This is a genomic window from Sphingobacterium sp. (assembly GCF_039596235.1).
GTDB lineage: Bacteria > Bacteroidota > Bacteroidia > Sphingobacteriales > Sphingobacteriaceae > Sphingobacterium.
The window spans coordinates 185512-207679 of record NZ_JBCNKE010000002.1 but is presented as its reverse complement, the minus strand read 5'-3'; the positions used below and the strand labels follow the sequence as shown (position 1 = coordinate 207679).

Sequence of the window (22168 nt, the reverse complement as noted above, 5' to 3'; positions counted from 1 at the left end):
ATTTACGATTTCAACGAGTTAAAATATATGACAAAGACAGTTTTCATCACAGGAGCAAGTTCAGGTATTGGCCAAGCCTGTGCTGAAGTATTGGCAAAAGAAGGCTACAATCTATTACTTTGTGCCCGTAGACTAAATCGATTGGATGATTTGAAGGAAAAACTGAATTCAAGATATCCTGATATCAAAATTCATACCTTTGAACTAGACGTAAGAGATTCAGAACAGGTTCAAAACCAAATAAATGGTTTACCTCAGGAATGGAAAACAATCCATGTATTGATTAATAATGCAGGACTTAGCCAAGGCTTGGATCCGATTCAGGATGGCGATATTGGAGACTGGGATAGAATGATCGACACCAATGTCAAAGGACTACTTTATGTCAGCAAAGCTGTTATTCCGTTACTAGATACTGCCAATGGCGCACATATTGTCAATTTAGGTTCAATTGCAGGCAAAGAAGTATATCCAAACGGCAATGTATACTGCGCGAGCAAACATGCGGTAGATGCGCTTACAAAAGCAATGCGTATCGACCTGCTTTCCAAAGGCATAAAAGTAACCTCAATCGATCCTGGAATGGTTGAAACGGAATTCTCTGAAGTTCGCTTTCACGGCGATAAAGAAAGAGCAAAAAGTGTTTATACTGGTGTACAGCCCCTGACCGGAACGGATATTGCGGAAACAATACTTTTTGTTATCAGCAGACCAGCCCATGTAAATATCAACGACCTATTAATAATGCCAACAGCACAGGCTTCAGGCACGATTGTCAATCGAAAATAATTTAAATATCATGTCATTAGAAACGCAAATAAATCAAGACATTAAAGCGGCAATGATTGCAAAAGATACAGCAACATTGCGCGGATTACGTGCCATTAAAGCGGCTATTCTCCTTGCTAAAACGGAGAAAGGCCATGCTGAAGAATTGAATCAAGAAGCTGAAATCAAAGTTTTACAAAAACTGGTAAAACAACGTCGCGAATCTGCTGAAATTTATAGAAATCAAAATCGTGAAGATCTTTATCAAATTGAAGTAGAAGAGGAAAAAGTAATCGAAGCTTACCTTCCAAAACAATTGAACAAAGAGGAAGTGGAAGCCATTATCAAAGCGATCATTGTTGAAACCGGAGCTGCATCGATTAAAGATATGGGAAAAGTAATGGGTGCGGCCAATCAAAAATTAGCCGGACAGGCTGACGGGAAAACAATCTCTGAAGTGGTAAAAAGCCTGTTGGCTTAATTCCCCCATTTCATAATATTGAGTTACTAACCTGAAACGCGCTAATACTGGGTTGGTAACTCAATTTACTTCGATTTATCAGCCATCATGGAATATAATTGGAAATTCAAGAATTTTGACGAACTTACGAATCGTGAACTGTACCGTATTTTAAAATTACGTGTAGAGGTTTTTGTATTGGAACAAGAATGTCTTTATCCTGAGCTGGATGACAAAGACTACGACTGCTTACATCTTTGGGCAGAACAGGATGGGAATATTGTCGCTTATACCCGTTTAGTTCCTGCGGGAATTTCTTATCCACAACCGTCCATCGGCCGCGTCATTGTTGCGAAGGAAGCTCGTGGAACAGGCCTTAGTCAATTACTGATGCACAAATCTATTGCGGCAACGTTAGAAGCTTTTGGTCCACAGGATATTCAGATCGGCGCTCAATTTCACTTAAAGTCTTTTTACGAGAAATTGGGATTTGAACAAAACTCTGAACCCTACCCAGATTACGGGATTCTACACATTGATATGACGAAATCAATTATTAAGTAAGTTCTATTTATGAATAATATTGTAATCATTACTGCAGCCGTTTTCGGTTCATTGGCCATTATCCTTGGTGCATTTGGAGCGCATGCATTTAAGAAAATACTATCGGCTGAAAAGCTGGACTCTTTTGAAGTTGGTGTTCGCTATCAAATGTATGCGGCAATCACTTTACTGATTCTTGGGCTAAACCTACCATTTGACCATCAATCCGAAAGAGCAGCTTATTACCTAATTGCTTTGGGAACATTATTATTTTCAGGAAGCATTTATTTTCTTTCTTTTGCGGAACATTGGAAAAAAAATCTAAAATTTCTTGGTCCTATTACCCCATTAGGAGGATTACTGATGATTCTTGGCTGGCTTGCAATTATCATACGCTTTTTATAACTTAGCTGAATATATGGCAATGATGTCTGCCTTGAACTGCCCTAAAAAGCTGATGACGTCTACTTTAAGTATAAAAACAACAAATTTTATATAAAGTAGGCTTATGACTTTCAAAATATCAAATCAACCAATCCGAATTAATTTCCATTTCTTTTTTAAGTGGTTTACCGCTTGCTGCACAATAGGTTTCGTAGTCGGCTCAATCTGTGCATTCTTTCTTTTTTCCCTAAACTGGGTAACTTCATATCGGGAGACCCATTCCTGGATCATCTACGGATTACCGCTTGCTGGTCTGATTATAGCCTTATGCTATCAGCGCTGGGGTACTCCTTCCAGTAAGGGAAACAATCTCCTGATCGAAGAATATCTTCATCCACAACGTAGAATACCACTTGTAATGGCGCCACTGGTGCTATTTGGTACCTTACTCACCCATCTATTTGGTGGATCGGCCGGCCGCGAAGGCACTGCGGTCCAGATTGGCGGAGCAGTTTCCGATCAGCTTAACCGTTGGTTTAATTTCGATAAAACCGAACGCCGCATCCTCATATCCATAGGTATTACAGCGGGTTTCGCGGCTGTCTTCGGCACTCCGCTTGCCGGAACAGTTTTTGGCCTAGAAGTATTGCTCATTGGCAAAAAAAGATATTTTGGTATACTCCCCTGCCTTATCACCGCCTATATGGCAAACCTTAGTTGTCAGTTGTGGAATATTCCGCATACGCATTATCCTATACACGAAAGTATACCGGCATTATCTTTAAGCAATATTGGTTTTAGCTTGGTTGCCGGAATTTTATTCGGTGCAATCGCTTGGTTATTTACCTTTACCGGGGACTTCTTCAATGCTCAATTTAAAAAGATCAAATCCCCTTTGCTCAGACCAGTGATCGGCGGGATCATAATCGTTATTACTGTAGTATTACTAAAAAGCACCAAATATATCGGCTTAGGTATCCCAATGATCCAGGAGGCTTTTAACGCTCCTTCGGATAATTACGATTTTCTCCTCAAATTGGTACTAACCACATTTACCCTTTCTGCTGGTTTCAAAGGTGGCGAGGTGACCCCATTATTCTTTATAGGGGCGACGTTTGGAAGTGCTCTCAGCACCATTATCCCGCTCCCTTTAGGGCTGTTGGCCGCGATGGGCTTTGTTGCCGTATTTTCCGGTGCGACAAACACTCCACTGGCCTGTATTATCATGGGATATGAACTTTTCGGTTTTCAGCCTGTTGTTTTCATAGCTATTGCCTGTATAGCCGCATTCCTATTTTCTGGAAAGAAAGGGATCTATATTGCTCAAAAAGGAGGAATTAAAGAAAAATTATATCGAAAATTGAACCTGTAATTCGAGCAATAAAACTACAATTCGAGCAAATAAAAAAGCATAGAACCACAATATATGGTTATATGCTTTTTCCTATATTTTTTTTGGAAGAGATTTACAATAATTTTCCTTGCAAAAAGAATGCTGCAACGGTAAAATAAATAACCAGCCCTGAGACGTCTACCAAGGTCGCCACAAAAGGCGCCGATGCCGTGGCCGGGTCTAGACCAAACCGACGTAATATAAAAGGAATAAAAGAGCCAGACAAAGTTCCCCAAAGAACAATAAATAACAAAGAAACAGCTACTGTAAGACCTATTGCAATCCAATAAGGGCCGTAATCATACAGACCGAGGAAATGCCAGGCTAATATCCTTAAAAAGCCAATACTACCTAATATTCCACCCAAAATCAGTCCTGAAGAAACTTCTCTTTTCATCACATACCACCAATCCTTAAGTTTCAATTCACCCAGAGCCATGGCACGAATGATGAGTGATGCGGCTTGAGAACCTGAGTTCCCACCACTGGAAATAATTAGGGGGACAAATAATGCCAGTACCACTGCTTTCTCCAGTTCCCCTTCAAAAAAGCCCATCGCTGAAGCCGTAAGCATCTCACTGAAAAACAGAATAATAAGCCACCCCGCCCGTTTTTGGATCAATTGAAGTAAAGGAGTCTTCGTATAGGCTAAATCCAGTTCTTCCATACCTCCAAATCGTTGGATATCCTCCGTATCGCGATCTTCGATCCGGTCCAACACATCATCAAATGTCACAATACCAACCAATACGCCAGCTTCAGTAACAATAGGCAATGCACTTCGGTCGTATTTCTGGAAAATTTCGAAGGCTTCCTCCATGGGAGTTGAGGCCTTAATTGCCGCAAAGTTATAATCGATTAAGTCTGAAATCTTGGTAGATCCATCAGACAAAAGCAATTGACCGATTTTCAAATCGTCAATCAATACATTTTTCTCATCAACGACATAAATAAAATTGAGTGTCTCCGCTTTTCTTCCAAAGACTTTAATGTGTCGAAACACATCATCAACTGTGTAATAGGGACGTACCTGCACATACATGGGGGTCATGAGCCGAGCGATGCTATCTTCTTTATATCCGATCAACTCCAGCGCCATCTGCTTTTCACGCTCGTTCAAGAGATTAATCAAGTATTTGATCAGATCGTCGGGCAGTTCAGACAGCAATTCGTTACGCGTATCCGGCTTTAGATTATTCAGCAACTCAGACAATTCCTGCTCAGTCATTGATTTGATCAATGTGTATTGGACATCTACTTCCAAAAATGAAAAGATTTCCAACCTATCCTCTAGCGGATAGTCCATAAAATGTTGATGTTGTTCACCTTTATTTAGACGCGATATTTCTTCCGCAATATCGGCTGGGTGTAATGCTGAATTTTGTTCCATTGGAAGAAAATTTTAATGGATTTAGCGCAAAAGTAGCTTATTTTGTATGATATCCAATCATCTACATAAGTATTTTTTTAAGAGAAAGACTTCTATTGTTATTTAGATAGACTGCTAACCGTATTTCCTTTATGATTAACTTACAAAAAGAGTGTAGATTTTACAAAACCTTAAAAATTAATTAATCCGGGTGCAAGTTCAACGGCTTCCCTATTCGCCCGGAATAACCGAGCAGTCAACGATCCCTCTAATCTTATTTCTCCTTGATTTACTTTCAACCAACTTCCCTCCCGTAATCCAAGTACGGGCTGTGGATTAAATTGATGAAATTCCTGAATACGGGTTTCCCGTGTTTCTCCTTTATGAGTCGAATTCAAATCCGGATCCAAAAAATGTGGATTAATATTAAAAGGAAGAAATCCCAATGCGTCAAAACTCGCTGGATAAACGATAGGCATGTCATTTGTTGTACCAATGGTCAATCCTGTAAGATTAGATCCGGCGGAGGTCCCTACATACGGTGTCCCTTTGCCTACCTGTACACGTAATTGATGTACAAGATCCAAATCGTACAATGTCTTTAACAATAAGAACGTATTACCACCACCGACAAAAATTGCCTTTGCTTCCTGAATGGCCTTTTTCTTATTCTGAAACTCGTGTAATCCGGCAACTTTGATATTTTGGCCATTTAGAGCTTCTTGTACTTTAGCTGTATAGTCTTCAAAAGATATTCCAGATGGCCGGGCATATGGAATAAACAGCAATTCATCAGATGCGATAAATTTGACAAATTCTTCTTTAATATATTCGAGAAACCCACTACCATGGATGGTACTTGTGCTTACGACCAATAAATTATAAACTGGATTGATCTCCATATCTTATTTCTTAAAATGATATAAAAAAATGTACCTTTTGCTTCGCTTGCAACGATGCCAAAGGTACATTTTTAGTTTCTGATTCTTTATTTTTTATCAGCAGACTTTTTCTCTGTACTCAATCTTTTATTTTCCTGCAGTGCTCTATGTAAAAGATATTCGATCTGCCCATTAACACTCCTAAACTCATCTGCGGCCCATTTTTCCAATGCCTTGTACATCTGATCGTCAAGCCGCAACATAAAGTTCTTTTTATCTGCCATTTTATTTTGTTTATTGGTACAGCGTACCAGTATTTACAATTGGTGTTGCTGCCTTTTCGCCACAAAGTACCACCATTAGATTGCTTACCATAGCCGCCTTTTTCTCATTGTCTAATTCTACAATATCTTTTTCAGACAGCTTTTTAAGTGCCATCTCCACCATACCTACAGCGCCATCTACAATCTTTGAACGTGCGGCAACAATTGCAGCAGCTTGTTGTCTTTGTAGCATGGCACCAGCAATTTCGGATGCATAAGCCAAATGACTGATTCTAGCCTCTTTAATAATCACTCCAGCAGGTGCAAGACGATCGGAAAGTTCCTGCTCAAGAATATGATTCACGGTATCGCCGCCTTCACGCAAAGTGATCTCCGCACCTTCATCTTCAAGGTTATCGTAAGGAAAACTTCCAGCTAGATGCCGTACAGCTGCTTCACTCTGTGTACGCACATAAGAAGTATAGTTACTGACATCATAGGCTGCTTTATAGGTATCCCCAACTTGCCATACGATAACGGCGCCAATTTCAATCGGATTTCCCATCTTATCGTTTACCTTTAATGTCTGTCCTTGCAGGTTGTCCGAACGTAAACTGATCTTGATCGTAGAGTACAAGGGGTTGACAAAAAACAAACCATTTTCTTTTACGGTGCCCACGTATCGGCCAAAGAAATTTAAAACACGTGAATGATTTGGATTAATGATCATTAATCCTTTCAGGATAAAGAATGTCCCGATCATCAAGACCACACCAAGGACAACATAAAGCGAACTCTCGTCGACGTTGGCAAATGAAAATATGGCAGCTATAAAAGAAGCTACCGCAATTAATAAGGCTAAATAGCCTGACATAGGTTTAATCAATTTTTCCATAATTTATTAATATATATTTGATATCATTTTAATATCATAAATATAGCAAAAAAAAGTCCATATTTCAAAGCTCAAATTTTTATTATTATTTTTGAGTATGCTCAAAAAATCCTTTTTACCACTAGTGAATGCCCATACCACAACGCTTATCCTCGGGTCCTTGCCAGGCGACAGATCGTTGGAGCAAAATGAATATTATGCACATCCACAAAATCGCTTTTGGAAAGTGATGAGACACCTATACAACCGCCCCCATGCTACAGATTATAGCGAAAAAGTAAACCTGCTACTTGAAAATGGCATTGGTTTATGGGATGTATGTGCCGAAGCATCCCGCCCTGGCAGTATGGATCTAGCGATCAAAGACGAAAGTCCGAATCCAATCATGGCCCTCCTTGATGCAAATCCAATGATCAAAAGGGTCATTTTTAACGGACAAAAGGCCTACAATTTGTACTTAAAGCATTTCGAAAAAAGAGATAACATTACCTATGTATGTCTCCCCAGCACAAGTCCCGCTAATGCTAAAACAAATCTTGAGAAACTGATCGCGCATTGGCGTATACTTATAAGTGATTAAATTACATAAATAAGGTTCGTTAATTCAGCGCTATTGTTTATTTTTGCGCTAAGATGTCAGATTTAAAATACAATCAACGAGGTGTATCCGCTGGAAAAGAGGATGTGCACAATGCGATAAAAAATATCGACAAGGGTCTTTTTCCCAAAGCATTCTGTAAAATCATTCCCGATATTTTGGGTGGAGATCAAGACTGGTGCAATATCATGCACGCTGATGGCGCGGGCACCAAGTCTTCCTTAGCTTATGTATATTGGAAAGAAACAGGTGATATTTCTGTATGGAAAGGCATTGCACAAGATGCAATCATTATGAATATCGACGATTTACTCTGTGTTGGAGCAACCGATAATATCCTACTTTCTTCGACAATTGGAAGAAATAAAAATCTTATCCCAGGAGAGGTTATTGCAGAAATCATCAATGGTACAGAAGAAATATTGGCTGAACTTCGTGATTTAGGTATCGGTATTTATTCCACTGGTGGGGAAACTGCTGATGTTGGTGATCTCGTACGTACAATAATCGTCGACAGTACGGTGACTTGTCGCATGAAGCGCGAGGATGTCATATCAAATCACAGAATCAAAGGCGGAAATGTAATTGTCGGTTTGGCATCCAATGGAAAGGCGACCTATGAGAAATCCTATAACGGTGGTATGGGATCCAATGGTTTAACCTCTGCACGTCACGATGTATTTAACAAAAAAGTGGCAGAGAAATATCCGGAGGCATATGACCCTGCGGTTCCATACGAACTAGTTTTTGCAGGAAGTCAGGACTTAACCAATGACATCGTCGTGGAAACGGGCGAAAAAGTAACTGCGGGCAAACTTGTGCTTTCAGCTACGCGTACCTATGCTCCTATCATTAAAAATATATTGGATAAATACCGTTCCCAAATCGATGGAATGGTACATTGTTCTGGTGGAGCGCAAACTAAAGTACTGCATTTCGTTGACGATGTGCATATCATTAAAGACAATCTTTTCCCAATTCCCCCACTTTTCGAATTGATACAGAAAGAGTCTAATACAGACTGGAAAGAGATGTACAAGGTATTCAATATGGGACACCGGATGGAACTGTATGTACCTGAAGCAATTGCTTCGGACATCATTGCTATCTCTGAATCTTTCGGCGTTCCGGCACAAATTATCGGCCGTGTGGAAGAAGCTACTTCTAAAAAGGTAACGATTACGTCTCCTTTTGGAGAATTTATTTACGAATAAAATAGAAATGCACCAAGCTCTACTGAAGAGGCTGGTGCATCTATTCCATTTGGTTTAAATGAAAGAAAAACTTTTCGTGGGGTGGAAAGAAACCCTGGATCTACCGGAATTAGGAATATTTGGCATAGAAGCGAAGGTCGATACAGGTGCCGCTTCTTCGGTCTTGCATTGTAACGCCTATAAGATCGTTCATGAAGATGGTCAGGACTGGATTTTTTGCGAGTTGATTACTAATTTCGAAACAGCGGAGACCAAAATTCTTAAATTAAGACTTTACAAAACCAAGCTCGTTAAAAGTTCTTTTGGCCAGGAGGAAAAACGTTACTATATCCGGACCACGGCGAAGCTCTATGATCAGGTTTTCAGTATCAAGATTTCATTTAGAAATCGCTCCAAAATGACTTACCCCATGCTTTTAGGAAAAAATTTTCTATATCGCAGATTTTTGGTCGACGTTTCCAAAGAAAACCTCTCCTTGAAGTCCCTGTCAAAATAAAAACAAATAGCAAAGCTATTTTGTTATCTTAGCACAAAAATATATATTCAATATACAAACCGTGAAAATTGCCGTATTATCGACAGTAAAGAGTTTATACTCAACTCGTCGTCTCGTAGAAGCCGCACAACAAAGAGGACATGAATGTGTTGTCATAGACCACAGCAAGTGTTACGTTGGCATTCAACAAGGTAAACCCAGTATTCATTACAAAGGACAGGATCTCAGTGGTATTGACGCTATTATTCCCCGAATAGGCGCTTCGGTCACTTTTTATGGTTCAGCTATTGTCAGACAGTTTGAGGTAATGGATGTGATTTCTGCAAATCCCAGCCAAGCAATCACCAGATCGAGAGATAAGTTGAGATGCTTGCAGATTTTGTCCGGTGCTGGCATCGGCCTTCCCATTACAGGTTTTGCACGCACAGCATCTGATGTTGACGATCTGATCAGTATGGTTGGCGGCGCCCCCTTAGTAATTAAACTATTGGAAGGCACACAGGGAATCGGTGTTGTTTTAGCTGAAACTAAAAAGGCGGCATCATCTGTCATAGAAGCTTTCTACGGCCTCGGAAACAATATATTGATACAAGAGTTCATCAAAGAGTCAAAAGGCTCCGATATCAGAGCTTTTGTCGTTGACGGGAAAGTTGTGGGGGCAATGAAACGTACAGCTAAAGAAGGTGAATTTCGTTCAAACATACATCGTGGTGGTACAGCGCAGGTCATCCGCTTGAGTAAGGCAGAAAGAGAAACTGCCATTGCTGCTGCAGCCCAATTAGGGCTTACCGTATGCGGTGTGGATATGATTCCCTCAGACCGGGGGCCTTTGGTGCTCGAAGTCAACTCTTCCCCTGGATTGGAGGGAATAGAAAAAGCTACAAAAAAAGATATTGCATCCGAAATCATTCAATATATCGAAAGACAATATGAAATGAAGCGGGCACAAATGCCAAAAGTAGTGAAGAAAAAGAAAAAGAGAGAGAGTAAACTTTAATTGCTCGGGATTAAAAGATAAAAAGGTTGTCTTAAAATACCCCCAAAAGTTAGACACTTTTTGGGGGTATTTCAGCATTATATAATGCAAAAACCTTTTTATTTAAAATTTTTATTATTTCACCTTCATAACCATATTGTCAGCGCCCTCGGTGGAGACCTTTGCTTGGCCAGATTTGTTTTTAGTAGATTTGTAATGAACGTGATTTTTAATACCTTCAATCTGTACAGTTTCCAAAGAACCTAGATTAACCATATTATCGGCGCCCTCTATTGTCACTGTTGACACATCATTTCCGGTCACTGTATTCCCTTTGCCTTCAATAATCACTTTACTAACATTACCGCGTATCACGACCTTATTATCAGCACCTTCAATTTGGATTGTTTCTCCACCTTTGGCTTCTATAGTCCGGGTGTTTCCTACCCCCTCAATTGATATAACTTTTCCTTGTTGATCAGCTACAACCTTTATGGATGCTTTATAACCTGGCCCTTTAGCCACAACTACACCACCTAATAGCAGGAGTGAAAAACCAAATGCGATCGTTCTTCTTTTCATAATTGTATGTTTATAGCACGCTGTACAAAAATCAAACCTAATATGGAATCGGCATGGTTATTAGATATAATTTGATAACTGAAATAGTACAAATTGGTTACACGTAGGGATTCAAACGAATAAATTCAATGCCACTCTGCCGCCCTTACATACAGATATCGTCCCAAAAAAACTACACTAGTCTTACTAGACCAGCAGATGCCAACAAAAAAGGAGCCTTTGGGCTCCTTTAATATCTCTAACAAATTGACAGCGGATTAAAAACTCTATTTTACTGCGTCTACAACTGCTTTGAAAGCTTCTGGGTTATTTAAAGCTAAATCAGCTAGAACCTTACGGTTCAAACCAATATTTTTAGCGTTTAATTTACCGATCAATTGGGAATAAGAAATTCCGTGTTGACGAGCTCCAGCGTTGATACGTTGAATCCATAAAGCTCTAAACTCGCGTTTTTTGGTTTTACGATCGCGGTAAGCGTATTGTAAACCTTTTTCTACTGTATTTTTAGCAATAGTATAAACTTTGCTACGTGATCCAAAGTAACCTTTTGCAAGGCCTAGGATTTTTTTGCGTCTTCTTCTTGAAGCTACTGCGTTAACCGAACGTGGCATATTTTTAAAATTAGTTTGGTAAAAGGTGCCATGTATTTCAATGAACTTACGACCCTGTACCCGGTTAAAAAATTATTATTAAATAAAATCGAATAAAACTTATTTACCGATAGCAAGCATACGTTTTACGTTGCCCATATCGCCATCAGATACATAACTTGTTTGTGTTAAGTTACGTTTACGTTTTGTGCTCTTTTTTGTCAAGATGTGGCTTTTGAAAGCGTTTTTTCTTGCAATTTTACCTGTTCCAGTCAATTTGAAACGTTTCTTTGCGCTGGAATTGGTTTTAACTTTTGGCATAATACTTATAAATTTTATATCAATCTGTTAGAATTCTTTTATTATTTTTTAGGAGCCTTTGGAGCTACTGTCAAAAACATACGCTTACCTTCCAATTTTGGTAAAAGTTCTACCTTACCGTAATCTTCGAGTGCCTGAGCGAAGCGTAACAACAAGATCTCACCTTGATCTTTGTGTACGATAGCACGACCTTTGAAGTGTACGTACGCACGCACTTTCTCACCACTTTCTAGAAACTTAATCGCATGTTTCAATTTGAAATCAAAATCATGTTCACCAGAGTTAGGTCCGAAACGGATTTCTTTGATAACAGTCTGTTTTGCATTAGCTTTGATTTCCTTTTGTTTCTTCTTCTGTTCGTAAACAAACTTACTGTAGTCGATAATCTTACAAACCGGCGGTACAGCATTTGGCGAAATCTCCACTAAATCAAGTTCCAACTCATCAGCCAACTCTAACGCTTTGCGTGTAGGGTAAACTCCTTGTTCCACATTATCTCCTACCAAACGTACCTCAGGTACCTTGATTAACTCATTAATGCGGTGATCTGGTTCTTTCTTTCTCATTGGTGGTCTTGGACCACCGGGTCTTTTTAATGCCAAATGTTTAAAAATTAAACGGTTATTTCCTTAATTAATATATCTCTAAATTCGTCAGCAGTCATAGATCCTAATTCTACTGAGCCATGTTTACGTACAGAAACTGTGCCATTTTCTACCTCTTTTTCCCCTACAATTAGCATATAAGGAAGCTTTTTCACTTCGGCGTCTCTGATTTTTCTGCCCACCTTCTCGTCACGTAAGTCTATCAGTCCGCGAATATCGGAATTATTTAGCGAATTCAAAACATTTTGTGCGTATTCTTCGTATTTTTCTGACACTGGCAAGACGATAAATTGCTCAGGCGCAAGCCATAACGGAAATTGCCCAGCACAGTGTTCGATCAATACAGCTACAAAACGCTCCAAAGATCCAAATGGTGCACGGTGAATCATGACTGGACGGTGTTTCATATTATCGCTGCCAGTATATTCTAATTCAAAACGTTCAGGCAGGTTGTAGTCTACCTGAATGGTACCTAGCTGCCATTTACGTCCCAGCGCATCCTTCACCATAAAGTCCAATTTAGGACCATAAAAAGCTGCTTCACCATATTCAACCACTGTTGGCAAGCCTTTTTCTTCCGCAGCCTCAATGATTGCTGATTCAGCTAAGGCCCAGTTTTCGTCGGTACCGATATACTTTGTACGGTTTTCGGGATCACGTAAGGATACCTGCGCAGTATAATCATTGAATCCTAATGCTCCAAATACATAAAGGACTAGATCTATTACTTTCTTAAACTCATCTTTCACCTGATCCGGACGACAGAACAAGTGTGCATCGTCTTGCGTAAACCCACGCACCCGTGTTAATCCATGCAACTCACCTGATTGCTCATAACGATATACAGTACCAAATTCAGCGAAACGAACCGGTAAATCTTTATATGAACGCGGCTTTACCTTATAGATCTCACAGTGATGCGGACAGTTCATCGGTTTCAACAAAAATTCTTCACCTTCAATAGGCGTTTTGATCGGTTGAAAGGAATCCGCACCATATTTCTCATAGTGACCAGAAGTCACGTACAATTGTTTGTGGCCAATATGCGGAGTAACTACGGGCTCATAACCAGATTTCAATTGTGCTTTTTGTAAGAAATCGATCAGCTTTTGACGTAACGCAGCTCCTTTTGGTAACCACAAAGGTAACCCAGCCCCAACTTTTTCAGAAAATGCAAAAAGCTCCAGCTCCTTACCTAACTTGCGGTGATCACGTTTTTTCGCTTCTTCAATAAACTTCAGATATTCAGTGAGCTCAGATGCTTTCGGGAAAGTGACCCCATAAATACGTGTTAACTGTTTACGGGATTCATCACCTCGCCAATATGCACCAGCGACGTTAGTCAGTTTGATCGCTTTGATAAAGCCTGTATTTGGAATATGAGGGCCACGGCACAAATCTGTAAAATCCCCCTGTGTATAGAATGTAATCTTTCCATCCTCCAGATCCTTGATCAGATCAAGTTTATACTCATCACCTTTTTCAGTGAAATACGCTAAAGCGTCAGACTTTGAAACAGCTTTACGTTCGAAAGTTTCTTTACGTTTGGCAAGTTCCAACATTTTATCTTCAATTGCTTTAAAGTCATCCGAAGAAAACTCACGGTCGCCAAAATCAACATCGTAGTAAAAACCTGTTTCAATTGCAGGTCCAATACCGAATTTAATTCCAGGATATAAGGCTTCTAAAGCCTCCGCCAGCAAGTGAGCCGAAGAATGCCAAAAAGTAGACTTTCCTTTTGTATCATTCCAGGTCAACAATTTAACGCTAGAATCTTCTTCGATAGCACGGGCAGAATCCCATACTTCACCATTCACCTCGGCCGCAAGAACATTTCTTGCTAGACCCTCAGAGATCGATAAGGCAATTTCGGCTGCAGTGATTCCTTTTTGATATTCTCTTACGGAACCATCAGGTAGTGTAATTTTAATCATTTACAACTATGATTTTTATATTGTTAAAAAATAGAAAACACAAAACAACATGTACAATTATGTTATTACACTTATGTTTTCGATAAATAAATTGTGAAACAAATTTAGCAAAATTTCTGGTAATAAACAGAGTTTTCACGAACTCTTATCCCTTTTGAACATTCCTTCTATATTTTATAGATAAGTCCTGTTTTACGTGAATAGAACATAGGTCAGATCCGAAAACCAATCTTCATTCATTTTTCAAATCCTGTAGAAATGACACGAATTCCATCGAAATCGACAGGAGAAATTGAGCATATCATTAATATTTGCTACCTTTGCAGACTCAAATTTTAACTATGTCGAATCAAGTACCAGAAGACGGAACACGATTACCTTTGATGGAAGAATTCTATACCATCCAAGGAGAAGGTTACCACACCGGGACTGCTGCTTATTTCATTAGATTAGGCGGTTGCGATGTGGGTTGCCATTGGTGCGACGTAAAAGAAAGCTGGGATGCGTCAATCCATCCACTGACAGCCGCAGATTCAATTATTGAAAATGCTAAAAAATATCCAGCTAAAACAGTTGTTATCACAGGCGGCGAACCGCTTATCTATAACTTGGATTACCTCACAAAAGGGCTCCATGCCGCAGGCATAAAAACTTTTATTGAAACATCAGGCGCATACCCATTAAGTGGGGAATGGGACTGGATATGCTTATCTCCAAAGAAATTCAAAGCCCCACGAAAAGACGTGCTTGATGCCGCCGGTGAACTCAAAGTGATTGTTTTCAATAAAAGCGATTTTGCCTGGGGTGAGGAATATGCTCAATTAGTTGGACCAAATTGCAGATTATATCTACAACCAGAATGGTCGAAATCCAAAGAGATGACACCTTCTATCATTGACTATGTCAAGGAAAATCCAAAATGGGACATTTCTCTGCAGACACACAAATTTCTTAATATCCCTTAACCGGAATATAAAAATAATCAAAATAAATAAAGCATTCAATCGTCTTAGATTGAATGCTTTATTTATACTGACCTAGCTTAGCGGCCTTCTATTCAGAAAAATCTAATTACTTTACGTATTCTTTGATAAACACATCAAATTCAAGAGTTTTGGTTTCCTCCCCTTCTTTATCTCTGACTAAAACTTTGCCTGTACTATCTACATCCAAAAATAATAGGTCTGGATTAATGACAATTTTCCCGTTCTCATCCAACAAACCTATTTTCCCATCTTCCGAGAACATCAAATAATTATTCAAAAACTTGCTTATATTTTCTTTCTTATCGAGCAGAACCTTTCCTTCCTGTGTGACCAACCCAAAACTTCCATCCTTTTGAAAAATAGCCAATCGTTCAGTCGCTGGGGTGAGCCAGTCAAATCCAGTTTTATTGACTTTGTTCCCCTTTTTGTCCAATAACCAAAAGTAATTATCCTTATCTGAAACGATGGCAATCCGGTCATTAAAATAAGCCAATGAAAAAAGTGAACATGGCAAAACCTCTTGTCCTGTTGAACTCTTTATGCCGTAATATTCATCATTTGTATCATTATCTTTCAACATAACCCATTTGAGCGACTTATCTAGGGGAAAAGTATCCTCAAACAAACTGACATCCTCACCTTCTTCTGTATGACCACTTCCTGATATATCAACAACTTTAACATCCTGAGGCAGTTGAAAACCTTCCACGGCTAAAACATGAGATACCTTTGTTGTCTCAAAGCCCAAGTCTGTACTTTGTCCCAGCGACAGTTTAAGCACCGCTCCCGGGAGGTCATTTACAAATGAAAAAGCAGTCATATAGTATGCTGGCACCGCCTCCGAATACCATACGGTTGCTTCCGCAGAATCCGCCTGATTTTTAATAAATAATTTTGCTTTCTTACAGGTTACACCAGCGACGTCTTCAATCTCGCCTAAATCTTGCATCCATACATATGGGGCTTCAGATTCTTTGAGTTTATTACTAACAATTTTATAAGAAGGGTGATAGGGTTCCGCTGTTACAATATCATCTCCTGCTGAAAAAGAATAGGTTTTCGCCAATTTTCTATTTAAAATAGCATGCTCTTTCTGATTGACAACAGCTGAAGAATAATTCGCATCTGCTAAGACTTCAACATTCTTATAGGCCGCCTTTCCTTTCAAAAAAGGCTCGTAAAACTCTTTTGCAAATTCAGGAATCTCATTTTCAAATTTTTCGGGTGAAATCTCACCTTTAAACACCAATTCCATCTGCCATTGCTTATCTTGCCCATGCACCACAGGAATAGACAGTCCAAACAACAAAGCCACTTTGAATAAATTCTTCATAAGAATGATAAATATATAGCTAAATAACAAAAGATAGACCAAAAAGCCTATCCTTCTGCTATATTTTTTATTTAATTGCTTTTCCTGCTCGATTTTTTATAAAAGGGAAAAAAAACAGTGAATCCTAAAAGAACCAAAATTACAATAATATTGTCTGTTTTGTTTTAACCGCTTCGTCGCAAGCAAGTGCTATACGTAAGCTGTTGATTGCATCTTGCATGGAAGAATACAGATCAATATCCTCCAGGATGGCTTGCTGAAAAAAGCGTTGCTCCCTATTACACAATTCCTGGTGATCGGGCTCATCGGCCAAGTTCACCCACTCGTCTTTTTTAACAAATTCATTCTTTGCATTTAAATCAGCGTAGTGTATCCGCAGACTTTCTGTTTGTGTATGCGCCGCCACCGAATCCGATTTACCTTCGTTGCTTGCTTTGTCAGCAACAATGGACACCGAACCCTTGGGACCGAAAACATCTTTGACGAAAAAGGCATTTTGGCTCACCATAGGTCCCCAGCCTGCTTCGTACCAACCTACAGAACCGTCCTCGAAATGCAACTGAAGCTGACCATAATTATAGTTCCAATCAGGTATATCGTCTGTAAGCCGGGCGCCTATCGCCGAAACACGTATCGGCTTGGCCCCTACCATCTGGCACATCACATCAATATAATGTACACCACAATCAACTATTGGACTTAGGCTTGACATCAGATTGCGATGAACATTCCACATATACCCATGGCTTTGTTGATTAAGATTCATCCGCATCACCAAAGGTTTCCCCATAGTCTTCGAAAGCTCAATAAATTTCATCCATGAAGGATGATAACGAAGGATATATCCTACAACCAGTTTTTTATTATACTTTATGGCGGCATTCACTACCTCTTCTGCAGATGTGACATCTTCCGCCAAAGGCTTCTCAATAAAAACATGAGCCCCCGATTCGAAAGCCTTAATCGCATAATCCTTATGGGTATCAGGATAGGTCGCAATACAGACAGCATCAGGTTTTGTTTGTTCCAATGCCTCTTCGTAAGATTCAAAAAGTGCATAATCAGCGCCTAACTCCGCATTAAGCTTATGTTTACTATCTCCTCTAGCAACCAGACCAACGATCTCAAATCCATCTAAGTCGTGGTAGGCCTTCGCATGAGAAGCGCCCATATTACCACAACCTACAACCAATATTTTTATTACTTGCATCAATTATTCATTTAAACTTATTTCTATTTTATTTTCTTAACCCATCTAATGCAAAGGCAGACCCAGCACCCAGCACCGCACCAGCGAGCACATCCGTTGGATAATGTACACCAAGGTACATTCTGGAATAGCCAACACTGCCCGCCCAAAGTAGAGAGGGCGCAACAACGTACCATTTTGGATAGGCACGGGACAAGCTTGAAGCCGTTGCAAAAGCCGACGAAGTATGGCCTGAAGGAAAAGAATAACCACCAGCCTTACGAACAGATATAAAATTCGGATATTTTTTAAAAGGCCGACTCCGCTTGATTAGATGTTTTATTCCCACATTAACCAATGCCGTCACAGCTGTACTACTTGCTACGTAAAGTGCATTTTGACGCATGGCCTTATCGTTATTGATAGCACCAGCAACTAATAGACCAACAGGAACGGCAACCTGAACATAGTTGTTGATATCAGAGAGCACTTTAAAAGTCTGTGTTTGGGGTTCAGTTCTTGTCTCAGCTATAGATTCCAAAATACGAATATCTAAAGTGGATGCCGGATTTTCCTGAGCGATTACTGTACCAGTAATACATGTCACCCAACTTATTAATATAAATACAACTCTTTTCATCTGCTATAGATTATTTATCATGTGATATTCAGCTTTTTTAGTCAATTCTATTTCATCCGCAAAAGCTAATACAAGCAATATAACCACCATTTGCCACGGATTCAATCACACTAAAAACTTCGCTCCTTAAAAATAAGGAAATTTCTAAGAGTTGCCAGTCAATGTTTCAAACTTTATAGAAAACAGCAGGAAATGTTAGTGATTTATATCATCACAGATCGGTTCTTTAAACTTTTTAAAATGATATTTTGTATTTCCCATTAATTTACTATACATTTGCTCTCAGTTATTAATACAAACATGGTCTATACCTACGTACATCATTTTCATTTGCATCATCGCCATTGTGGCGATATGTTAATTTAATGTGTTCTTACGTAGAATACCTTCCCTCTTGTTTGATTTCTTATTATTAATAATTTACTGCTAACATTTATAAAGCGTTGAAAAATCTTAAAATTGCTATCCAAAAATCGGGTAGGTTAAACGAAAAATCTGTTCAATTACTAAAAAACTGTGGTTTGGATTTTGAAAACTACAAAAGTTCCTTAATTACCACGGTAGGCAACTTCCCTTTGGAAATATTGTTTCTCAGAGATGACGATATCCCAGGCTATGTCGAACAGGGAATAGCTGATCTTGGTATCGTGGGCGAAAATATCATCGATGAAACGGAATCAAAAGTAGCATATATCAAACGGCTAGGCTTCGGAAAATGCACATTGAAACTAGCGATACCGAAAGATAGCTCCATTCAAGATATTAAAGACCTTAACGGCAAAGCGATTGCCACCTCCTACCCCAATATCCTTAAAAATTTCCTCGACGATTACAAAATCAATGCGGATATACGATTGATATCTGGATCTGTCGAAATTTCACCTGGTCTGGGCCTTAGCGACGCTATATGTGATATTGTATCCACGGGTGGAACGTTGAAAAGCAATGGTCTAAAACCTTTTGCTGATGTCAAAAATTCTGAGGCTATTCTCGTGGGTAGAAAAGGGCTTGAAGGAAATGAAATCCTAACCGAATTAGTTCAACGTATAGAGTCAGTTCTTTTGGCAAAGGAAACCAAATATGTGGTATTGAATGTAGAAAAAAAGAATCTCCCTGCCATCACTTCTTTATTACATGGCGTAAAAAGTCCAACTGTAGTTCCGTTGGCTGAAGAAGGCTGGGTAGCGGTACACACCGTTATTACTGAAGACGACTTTTGGGATAAAATCAACAAATTGAAAGCAGCGGGCGCACAAGGAATTGTTGTAATGCCGATTGAAAAAATCATTCTTTAAACTTGACCTATTCGTACGACCATGCTAAAAAAATATGAATACCAATCTTTAGGAAAAGCGGAACTGCAACAATTGGTTGCGCGGAATACAGATCCGAACAATTCAATTCAAGAAGTGGTCCAAGATATTATTCAGCAGGTACAGACGCAGGGCGATACTGTTCTGCATGAATATGCCGAAAAATTTGATAAAGTACAGCTTAACAGGCTTTTTTTGGATGAAGCGGACATTGATGAATTAGCCGCGACAATCCAACGTGACCAGCAGCGCGCTTTAGAAATCGCGTTCCAAAATATTCACAGATTCCATAGCACGCAGCTTAAAAGAGAACGTACAGTCGAGACAATGCCTGGAGTAAAATGCTGGCGGGAAGTACGTCCGATTGAAAAAGTGGGCTTATATATCCCTGGCGGCTCTGCGGTACTGCCGAGTACATTATTGATGCTGGGCATCCCAGCCCGCATTGCAGGATGTAAGGAAATCGTGGTTTGTTCACCGCCACAATCCAATGGAAAGATTAATGGATTTGTCGCCTATTGTTTGAAACTACTCAATATTAAGCGGATCTATCTTGTAGGTGGTGCACAGGCGGTAGCAGCAATGGCATTTGGTACACAATCTATTCCTAAAGTTGATAAAATCTTTGGTCCGGGCAACCAATTTGTTACCAAGGCAAAATCAATTATACAGGGATTAACCAACGTGAGCATAGACATGCCTGCAGGTCCTTCTGAAGTGCTTGTTATTGCTGACGAAACAGCTAATCCAGCATTTATTGCCGCAGATCTACTCGCGCAGGCAGAACATGGCGTAGACAGTCAAGCAGTATTGGTTGCCACTTCCACAGCTATTGTAGATGCCGTTAACGGACAATTAGAAGCACAATTATCGGTGTTACCACGTAAAGAACTTGCCTCAAAAGCGATTGAAAACTCCTATGCGGTAACCGTCGACACCCTTCAAGAGGCCTTACAGTTTTCAAACGAATATGCTCCCGAGCACCTGATCCTGGAGACGGATCAGTGGCAATCGCTGACACGCTTTATCAGCAATGCAGGTTCAGTCTTCTTAGGTCACCTTACGCCAGAAAGCGCCGGTGACTATGCGTCAGGCACAAATCATACCTTACCAACTTCTGGATATGCCCGCTCTTATTCTGGTGTTTCCGTCGACTCTTTTGTCAAGAAAATAACATTCCAGCATATCAACGAAACTGGACTCCAACAGCTTGGATCTACAGTTGAAATACTTGCCGAGCTCGAGGGACTACAGGCGCATAAAAATGCGATTTCTATTCGGAACCAATACATATAGCTTTGACAGTGTCAAATAAGAAATAAGAAGAGCGGGGTGTCCAAAAAAATTGGACACCCCGCTCTTCTTTAATGTCATCTGCTATACGCGACTACCGGTTATCCAATAGTCAATCTGCAGTGACGGTTTGATCTGTTGCTACCCCCTTTTTTCTTCTATTTATAACATGCATCAAAAAACAAATAGGGCTACCTTCCAAATGTATCGTAATTATCTGTCGCGTATTTCTCAAATCTGGTCAGAAGAGCAATATTATCTTTTTCCAATGGACTAAGATCTGCACTAACGTCTTTCGATACCGGGACATACCAATCTACCGGATCGAAGAACTGACGAATGGAGGGTTTGGTAAACGCATAGCCATGACGTGCGAAAATCGTATTTCGAATAATCTCTAGATCTAATTTTTTCAGATTTTTTAAGTCTTTCTCCAGCAGTTTTTGTTTCGAAGCATTTATACTGAATACAGCTGGAGAGGCCGAACGGTAATATTCCATTACATAGGTATAGGTTGAATCACCATCTTTGTCTGTTGTTTCCTGCTTTTTCGCATTGATCCAATCCACCAACGTTCCAAATTCCTCATCCTGATTAGTTAACATCAGATTTGGATTATAGGCAAACTGTTTTTTCAATAATTTGAAACTCCTTTTCTTAATCTTCACTCCCTGGTCATAAGCTACCCAACTCCCGATTAGTGTATCATCCTTCAATTTTATCTCAAAACGGCCATCCGATTTTTTATCCCCAGGCTCATCCAATAAAAGCTGTATCGCATTTCCATTGCCTTCAAGTTTTCCCGTCAAAGAACGCAAGTTCCCTTTAACTACATTTTGCCCAAAAACGTTTCCCTTATCCGTTATTTTTTTGATGGTTAGGTTTATTTTTGGACTATAATCCGTTGTCGGCAATTCCGTCCCCTCTTCAAGCGAATTTTCATCAATCAGAAAGTCCCCTACCCAATTACCGTAAAGTTCCTGATGTGCTTCGTGTTCAAGCACAGTAGAATCTTGTACCGAGGGCTTAATAGCCGTCTTCTTTGTTTGCTCCTTACAGCCGATTAGGGCAGAAAGTATCAATAGTAAATAGATATTCCTTTTCATATCTCTATAATTTATCTTGTTAAGCTAACGAATATA

Annotated in this window: 25 protein-coding genes and 1 riboswitch; of the genes, 12 read left to right on the top strand and 13 right to left on the bottom strand. The window is 39.6% G+C overall.

All coding sequences use genetic code 11. The features are described 5' to 3' along the window. The first annotated feature begins 27 nt into the window (after nucleotides 1–27). From ABDW32_RS05050 to ABDW32_RS05030, 5 genes are all read left to right on the top strand, one after another. Nucleotides 28–789, top strand: a complete 762-nt coding sequence (locus tag ABDW32_RS05050) for an SDR family oxidoreductase (protein WP_343560056.1) — start codon at nucleotides 28–30, stop codon at nucleotides 787–789. A 10-nt stretch (nucleotides 790–799) separates the two neighbouring features. Beyond that, nucleotides 800–1249 carry a GatB/YqeY domain-containing protein gene (locus ABDW32_RS05045; RefSeq protein ID WP_343560054.1) on the top strand — a complete coding sequence of 150 codons (450 nt, stop codon included), beginning with the start codon at nucleotides 800–802 and terminating at the stop codon, nucleotides 1247–1249. A gap of 87 nt (nucleotides 1250–1336) precedes the next feature. Beyond that, nucleotides 1337–1792, top strand: coding sequence for a GNAT family N-acetyltransferase (locus ABDW32_RS05040; protein WP_343560052.1), 456 nt, complete (start codon nucleotides 1337–1339; stop codon nucleotides 1790–1792). Nucleotides 1793–1801: 9 nt separating this feature from the next. Next, nucleotides 1802–2176: a DUF423 domain-containing protein gene (locus tag ABDW32_RS05035; RefSeq protein WP_343560050.1), complete on the top strand. Its 375-nt coding sequence runs from the start codon at nucleotides 1802–1804 to the stop codon at nucleotides 2174–2176. 6 nt (nucleotides 2177–2182) lie between these two features. Further along, nucleotides 2183–2245: riboswitch (Fluoride riboswitch) on the top strand. 34 nt (nucleotides 2246–2279) lie between these two features. Then, nucleotides 2280–3527: a voltage-gated chloride channel family protein gene (locus ABDW32_RS05030; protein WP_343560049.1), complete on the top strand. Its 1248-nt coding sequence runs from the start codon at nucleotides 2280–2282 to the stop codon at nucleotides 3525–3527. Nucleotides 3528–3621: 94 nt separating this feature from the next. Here the strand turns inward: ABDW32_RS05030 and mgtE are convergent, their stop codons facing one another. From mgtE to ABDW32_RS05010, 4 genes are all read right to left on the bottom strand, one after another. Next, nucleotides 3622–4938: a magnesium transporter gene (mgtE, locus tag ABDW32_RS05025; RefSeq protein WP_077435350.1), complete on the bottom strand. Its 1317-nt coding sequence runs from the start codon at nucleotides 4936–4938 to the stop codon at nucleotides 3622–3624. A 170-nt stretch (nucleotides 4939–5108) separates the two neighbouring features. After that, nucleotides 5109–5819, bottom strand: coding sequence for a dipeptidase PepE (gene pepE, locus ABDW32_RS05020; protein WP_343560048.1), 711 nt, complete (start codon nucleotides 5817–5819; stop codon nucleotides 5109–5111). A gap of 86 nt (nucleotides 5820–5905) precedes the next feature. Beyond that, nucleotides 5906–6082, bottom strand: a complete 177-nt coding sequence (locus ABDW32_RS05015; protein ID WP_343560046.1) for an Arc family DNA binding domain-containing protein — start codon at nucleotides 6080–6082, stop codon at nucleotides 5906–5908. A gap of 10 nt (nucleotides 6083–6092) precedes the next feature. Continuing rightward, nucleotides 6093–6956, bottom strand: a complete 864-nt coding sequence (locus ABDW32_RS05010) for an SPFH domain-containing protein (RefSeq protein ID WP_077435356.1) — start codon at nucleotides 6954–6956, stop codon at nucleotides 6093–6095. A gap of 97 nt (nucleotides 6957–7053) precedes the next feature. On the opposite strand from ABDW32_RS05010, the gene ABDW32_RS05005 reads away from it, so the two are divergent. The 4 genes from ABDW32_RS05005 (at nucleotide 7054) to rimK (ending at nucleotide 10261) form a co-directional block, all read left to right on the top strand. Beyond that, the gene (locus tag ABDW32_RS05005) at nucleotides 7054–7536 is read left to right on the top strand and encodes a DNA-deoxyinosine glycosylase (protein ID WP_343560042.1); all 483 of its coding nucleotides are present in this window, start codon (nucleotides 7054–7056) and stop codon (nucleotides 7534–7536) included. Between the two features lie 53 nt (nucleotides 7537–7589). Beyond that, nucleotides 7590–8768, top strand: a complete 1179-nt coding sequence (locus ABDW32_RS05000; RefSeq protein ID WP_077435360.1) for an AIR synthase related protein — start codon at nucleotides 7590–7592, stop codon at nucleotides 8766–8768. Between the two features lie 58 nt (nucleotides 8769–8826). Next, a complete protein-coding gene (locus ABDW32_RS04995) occupies nucleotides 8827–9264 on the top strand; it encodes a RimK/LysX family protein (protein WP_343560039.1) in 438 nt (145 codons plus the stop codon). Between the two features lie 61 nt (nucleotides 9265–9325). Next, nucleotides 9326–10261: a 30S ribosomal protein S6--L-glutamate ligase gene (gene rimK, locus ABDW32_RS04990; RefSeq protein WP_343560037.1), complete on the top strand. Its 936-nt coding sequence runs from the start codon at nucleotides 9326–9328 to the stop codon at nucleotides 10259–10261. Between the two features lie 114 nt (nucleotides 10262–10375). Here rimK and ABDW32_RS04985 read toward each other — a convergent pair whose 3' ends face one another. The 5 genes from ABDW32_RS04985 to thrS form a co-directional block, all read right to left on the bottom strand. Then, nucleotides 10376–10822 carry a DUF3060 domain-containing protein gene (locus tag ABDW32_RS04985; protein WP_343560035.1) on the bottom strand — a complete coding sequence of 149 codons (447 nt, stop codon included), beginning with the start codon at nucleotides 10820–10822 and terminating at the stop codon, nucleotides 10376–10378. A gap of 266 nt (nucleotides 10823–11088) precedes the next feature. Beyond that, complete coding sequence (gene rplT, locus ABDW32_RS04980; RefSeq protein WP_046674462.1) at nucleotides 11089–11433, bottom strand: 50S ribosomal protein L20; 345 nt, start codon at nucleotides 11431–11433, stop codon at nucleotides 11089–11091. A 99-nt stretch (nucleotides 11434–11532) separates the two neighbouring features. After that, complete coding sequence (rpmI, locus tag ABDW32_RS04975; RefSeq protein WP_002993964.1) at nucleotides 11533–11733, bottom strand: 50S ribosomal protein L35; 201 nt, start codon at nucleotides 11731–11733, stop codon at nucleotides 11533–11535. A 41-nt stretch (nucleotides 11734–11774) separates the two neighbouring features. After that, on the bottom strand, nucleotides 11775–12335 hold the full coding sequence (gene infC, locus ABDW32_RS04970) for a translation initiation factor IF-3 (RefSeq protein ID WP_077435368.1): 561 nt from the start codon (nucleotides 12333–12335) through the stop codon (nucleotides 11775–11777). Between the two features lie 11 nt (nucleotides 12336–12346). Beyond that, nucleotides 12347–14272, bottom strand: a complete 1926-nt coding sequence (gene thrS / locus ABDW32_RS04965) for a threonine--tRNA ligase (protein ID WP_343560031.1) — start codon at nucleotides 14270–14272, stop codon at nucleotides 12347–12349. 341 nt (nucleotides 14273–14613) lie between these two features. Here thrS and ABDW32_RS04960 point away from each other — a divergent pair, with 341 nt between their 5' ends. Then, on the top strand, nucleotides 14614–15237 hold the full coding sequence (locus ABDW32_RS04960) for a 7-carboxy-7-deazaguanine synthase QueE (RefSeq protein ID WP_121121488.1): 624 nt from the start codon (nucleotides 14614–14616) through the stop codon (nucleotides 15235–15237). Nucleotides 15238–15343: 106 nt separating this feature from the next. Here ABDW32_RS04960 and ABDW32_RS04955 read toward each other — a convergent pair whose 3' ends face one another. The 3 genes from ABDW32_RS04955 to ABDW32_RS04945 all read right to left on the bottom strand — a co-directional run bounded on the left by ABDW32_RS04955 (nucleotide 15344) and on the right by ABDW32_RS04945 (nucleotide 18420). Continuing rightward, nucleotides 15344–16591: a hypothetical protein gene (locus ABDW32_RS04955; RefSeq protein ID WP_343560025.1), complete on the bottom strand. Its 1248-nt coding sequence runs from the start codon at nucleotides 16589–16591 to the stop codon at nucleotides 15344–15346. A gap of 139 nt (nucleotides 16592–16730) precedes the next feature. Further along, nucleotides 16731–17801, bottom strand: coding sequence for a Gfo/Idh/MocA family oxidoreductase (locus ABDW32_RS04950; RefSeq protein ID WP_343560023.1), 1071 nt, complete (start codon nucleotides 17799–17801; stop codon nucleotides 16731–16733). A gap of 28 nt (nucleotides 17802–17829) precedes the next feature. Beyond that, nucleotides 17830–18420 carry a phosphatase PAP2 family protein gene (locus ABDW32_RS04945; RefSeq protein ID WP_343560021.1) on the bottom strand — a complete coding sequence of 197 codons (591 nt, stop codon included), beginning with the start codon at nucleotides 18418–18420 and terminating at the stop codon, nucleotides 17830–17832. Nucleotides 18421–18863: 443 nt separating this feature from the next. Here ABDW32_RS04945 and hisG point away from each other — a divergent pair, with 443 nt between their 5' ends. Further along, the gene (gene hisG, locus ABDW32_RS04940; RefSeq protein ID WP_077435380.1) at nucleotides 18864–19715 is read left to right on the top strand and encodes an ATP phosphoribosyltransferase; all 852 of its coding nucleotides are present in this window, start codon (nucleotides 18864–18866) and stop codon (nucleotides 19713–19715) included. 21 nt (nucleotides 19716–19736) lie between these two features. Further along, nucleotides 19737–21029 carry a histidinol dehydrogenase gene (gene hisD, locus ABDW32_RS04935; protein ID WP_343560019.1) on the top strand — a complete coding sequence of 431 codons (1293 nt, stop codon included), beginning with the start codon at nucleotides 19737–19739 and terminating at the stop codon, nucleotides 21027–21029. A 188-nt stretch (nucleotides 21030–21217) separates the two neighbouring features. On the opposite strand, the gene ABDW32_RS04930 is transcribed toward hisD, so the two are convergent. Beyond that, the gene (locus ABDW32_RS04930) at nucleotides 21218–22132 is read right to left on the bottom strand and encodes a YARHG domain-containing protein (protein WP_343560017.1); all 915 of its coding nucleotides are present in this window, start codon (nucleotides 22130–22132) and stop codon (nucleotides 21218–21220) included. Nucleotides 22133–22168: the final 36 nt, after the last annotated feature.

What these genes read in the sequence shown, in the direction of transcription:
- ABDW32_RS05040 (WP_343560052.1), top strand. Translation starts at nt 1,337, where the DNA reads ATGGAATATAATTGGAAATTCAAGAATTTTGACGAACTTACGAATCGT.
- ABDW32_RS05030 (WP_343560049.1), top strand. Translation starts at nt 2,280, where the DNA reads ATGACTTTCAAAATATCAAATCAACCAATCCGAATTAATTTCCATTTC.
- ABDW32_RS05045 (WP_343560054.1), top strand. Translation starts at nt 800, where the DNA reads ATGTCATTAGAAACGCAAATAAATCAAGACATTAAAGCGGCAATGATT.
- ABDW32_RS05035 (WP_343560050.1), top strand. Translation starts at nt 1,802, where the DNA reads ATGAATAATATTGTAATCATTACTGCAGCCGTTTTCGGTTCATTGGCC.
- ABDW32_RS05050 (WP_343560056.1), top strand. Translation starts at nt 28, where the DNA reads ATGACAAAGACAGTTTTCATCACAGGAGCAAGTTCAGGTATTGGCCAA.
- ABDW32_RS05005 (WP_343560042.1), top strand. Translation starts at nt 7,054, where the DNA reads ATGCTCAAAAAATCCTTTTTACCACTAGTGAATGCCCATACCACAACG.
- ABDW32_RS04995 (WP_343560039.1), top strand. Translation starts at nt 8,827, where the DNA reads ATGAAAGAAAAACTTTTCGTGGGGTGGAAAGAAACCCTGGATCTACCG.
- rplT (WP_046674462.1), bottom strand. Translation starts at nt 11,433, where the DNA reads ATGCCACGTTCGGTTAACGCAGTAGCTTCAAGAAGAAGACGCAAAAAA.
- ABDW32_RS04960 (WP_121121488.1), top strand. Translation starts at nt 14,614, where the DNA reads ATGTCGAATCAAGTACCAGAAGACGGAACACGATTACCTTTGATGGAA.
- ABDW32_RS05000 (WP_077435360.1), top strand. Translation starts at nt 7,590, where the DNA reads ATGTCAGATTTAAAATACAATCAACGAGGTGTATCCGCTGGAAAAGAG.
- ABDW32_RS05015 (WP_343560046.1), bottom strand. Translation starts at nt 6,082, where the DNA reads ATGGCAGATAAAAAGAACTTTATGTTGCGGCTTGACGATCAGATGTAC.
- ABDW32_RS04985 (WP_343560035.1), bottom strand. Translation starts at nt 10,822, where the DNA reads ATGAAAAGAAGAACGATCGCATTTGGTTTTTCACTCCTGCTATTAGGT.
- mgtE (WP_077435350.1), bottom strand. Translation starts at nt 4,938, where the DNA reads ATGGAACAAAATTCAGCATTACACCCAGCCGATATTGCGGAAGAAATA.
- ABDW32_RS04955 (WP_343560025.1), bottom strand. Translation starts at nt 16,591, where the DNA reads ATGAAGAATTTATTCAAAGTGGCTTTGTTGTTTGGACTGTCTATTCCT.
- hisD (WP_343560019.1), top strand. Translation starts at nt 19,737, where the DNA reads ATGCTAAAAAAATATGAATACCAATCTTTAGGAAAAGCGGAACTGCAA.
- ABDW32_RS04945 (WP_343560021.1), bottom strand. Translation starts at nt 18,420, where the DNA reads ATGAAAAGAGTTGTATTTATATTAATAAGTTGGGTGACATGTATTACT.
- thrS (WP_343560031.1), bottom strand. Translation starts at nt 14,272, where the DNA reads ATGATTAAAATTACACTACCTGATGGTTCCGTAAGAGAATATCAAAAA.
- rpmI (WP_002993964.1), bottom strand. Translation starts at nt 11,733, where the DNA reads ATGCCAAAAGTTAAAACCAATTCCAGCGCAAAGAAACGTTTCAAATTG.
- pepE (WP_343560048.1), bottom strand. Translation starts at nt 5,819, where the DNA reads ATGGAGATCAATCCAGTTTATAATTTATTGGTCGTAAGCACAAGTACC.
- ABDW32_RS04930 (WP_343560017.1), bottom strand. Translation starts at nt 22,132, where the DNA reads ATGAAAAGGAATATCTATTTACTATTGATACTTTCTGCCCTAATCGGC.
- ABDW32_RS04950 (WP_343560023.1), bottom strand. Translation starts at nt 17,801, where the DNA reads ATGCAAGTAATAAAAATATTGGTTGTAGGTTGTGGTAATATGGGCGCT.
- ABDW32_RS05010 (WP_077435356.1), bottom strand. Translation starts at nt 6,956, where the DNA reads ATGGAAAAATTGATTAAACCTATGTCAGGCTATTTAGCCTTATTAATT.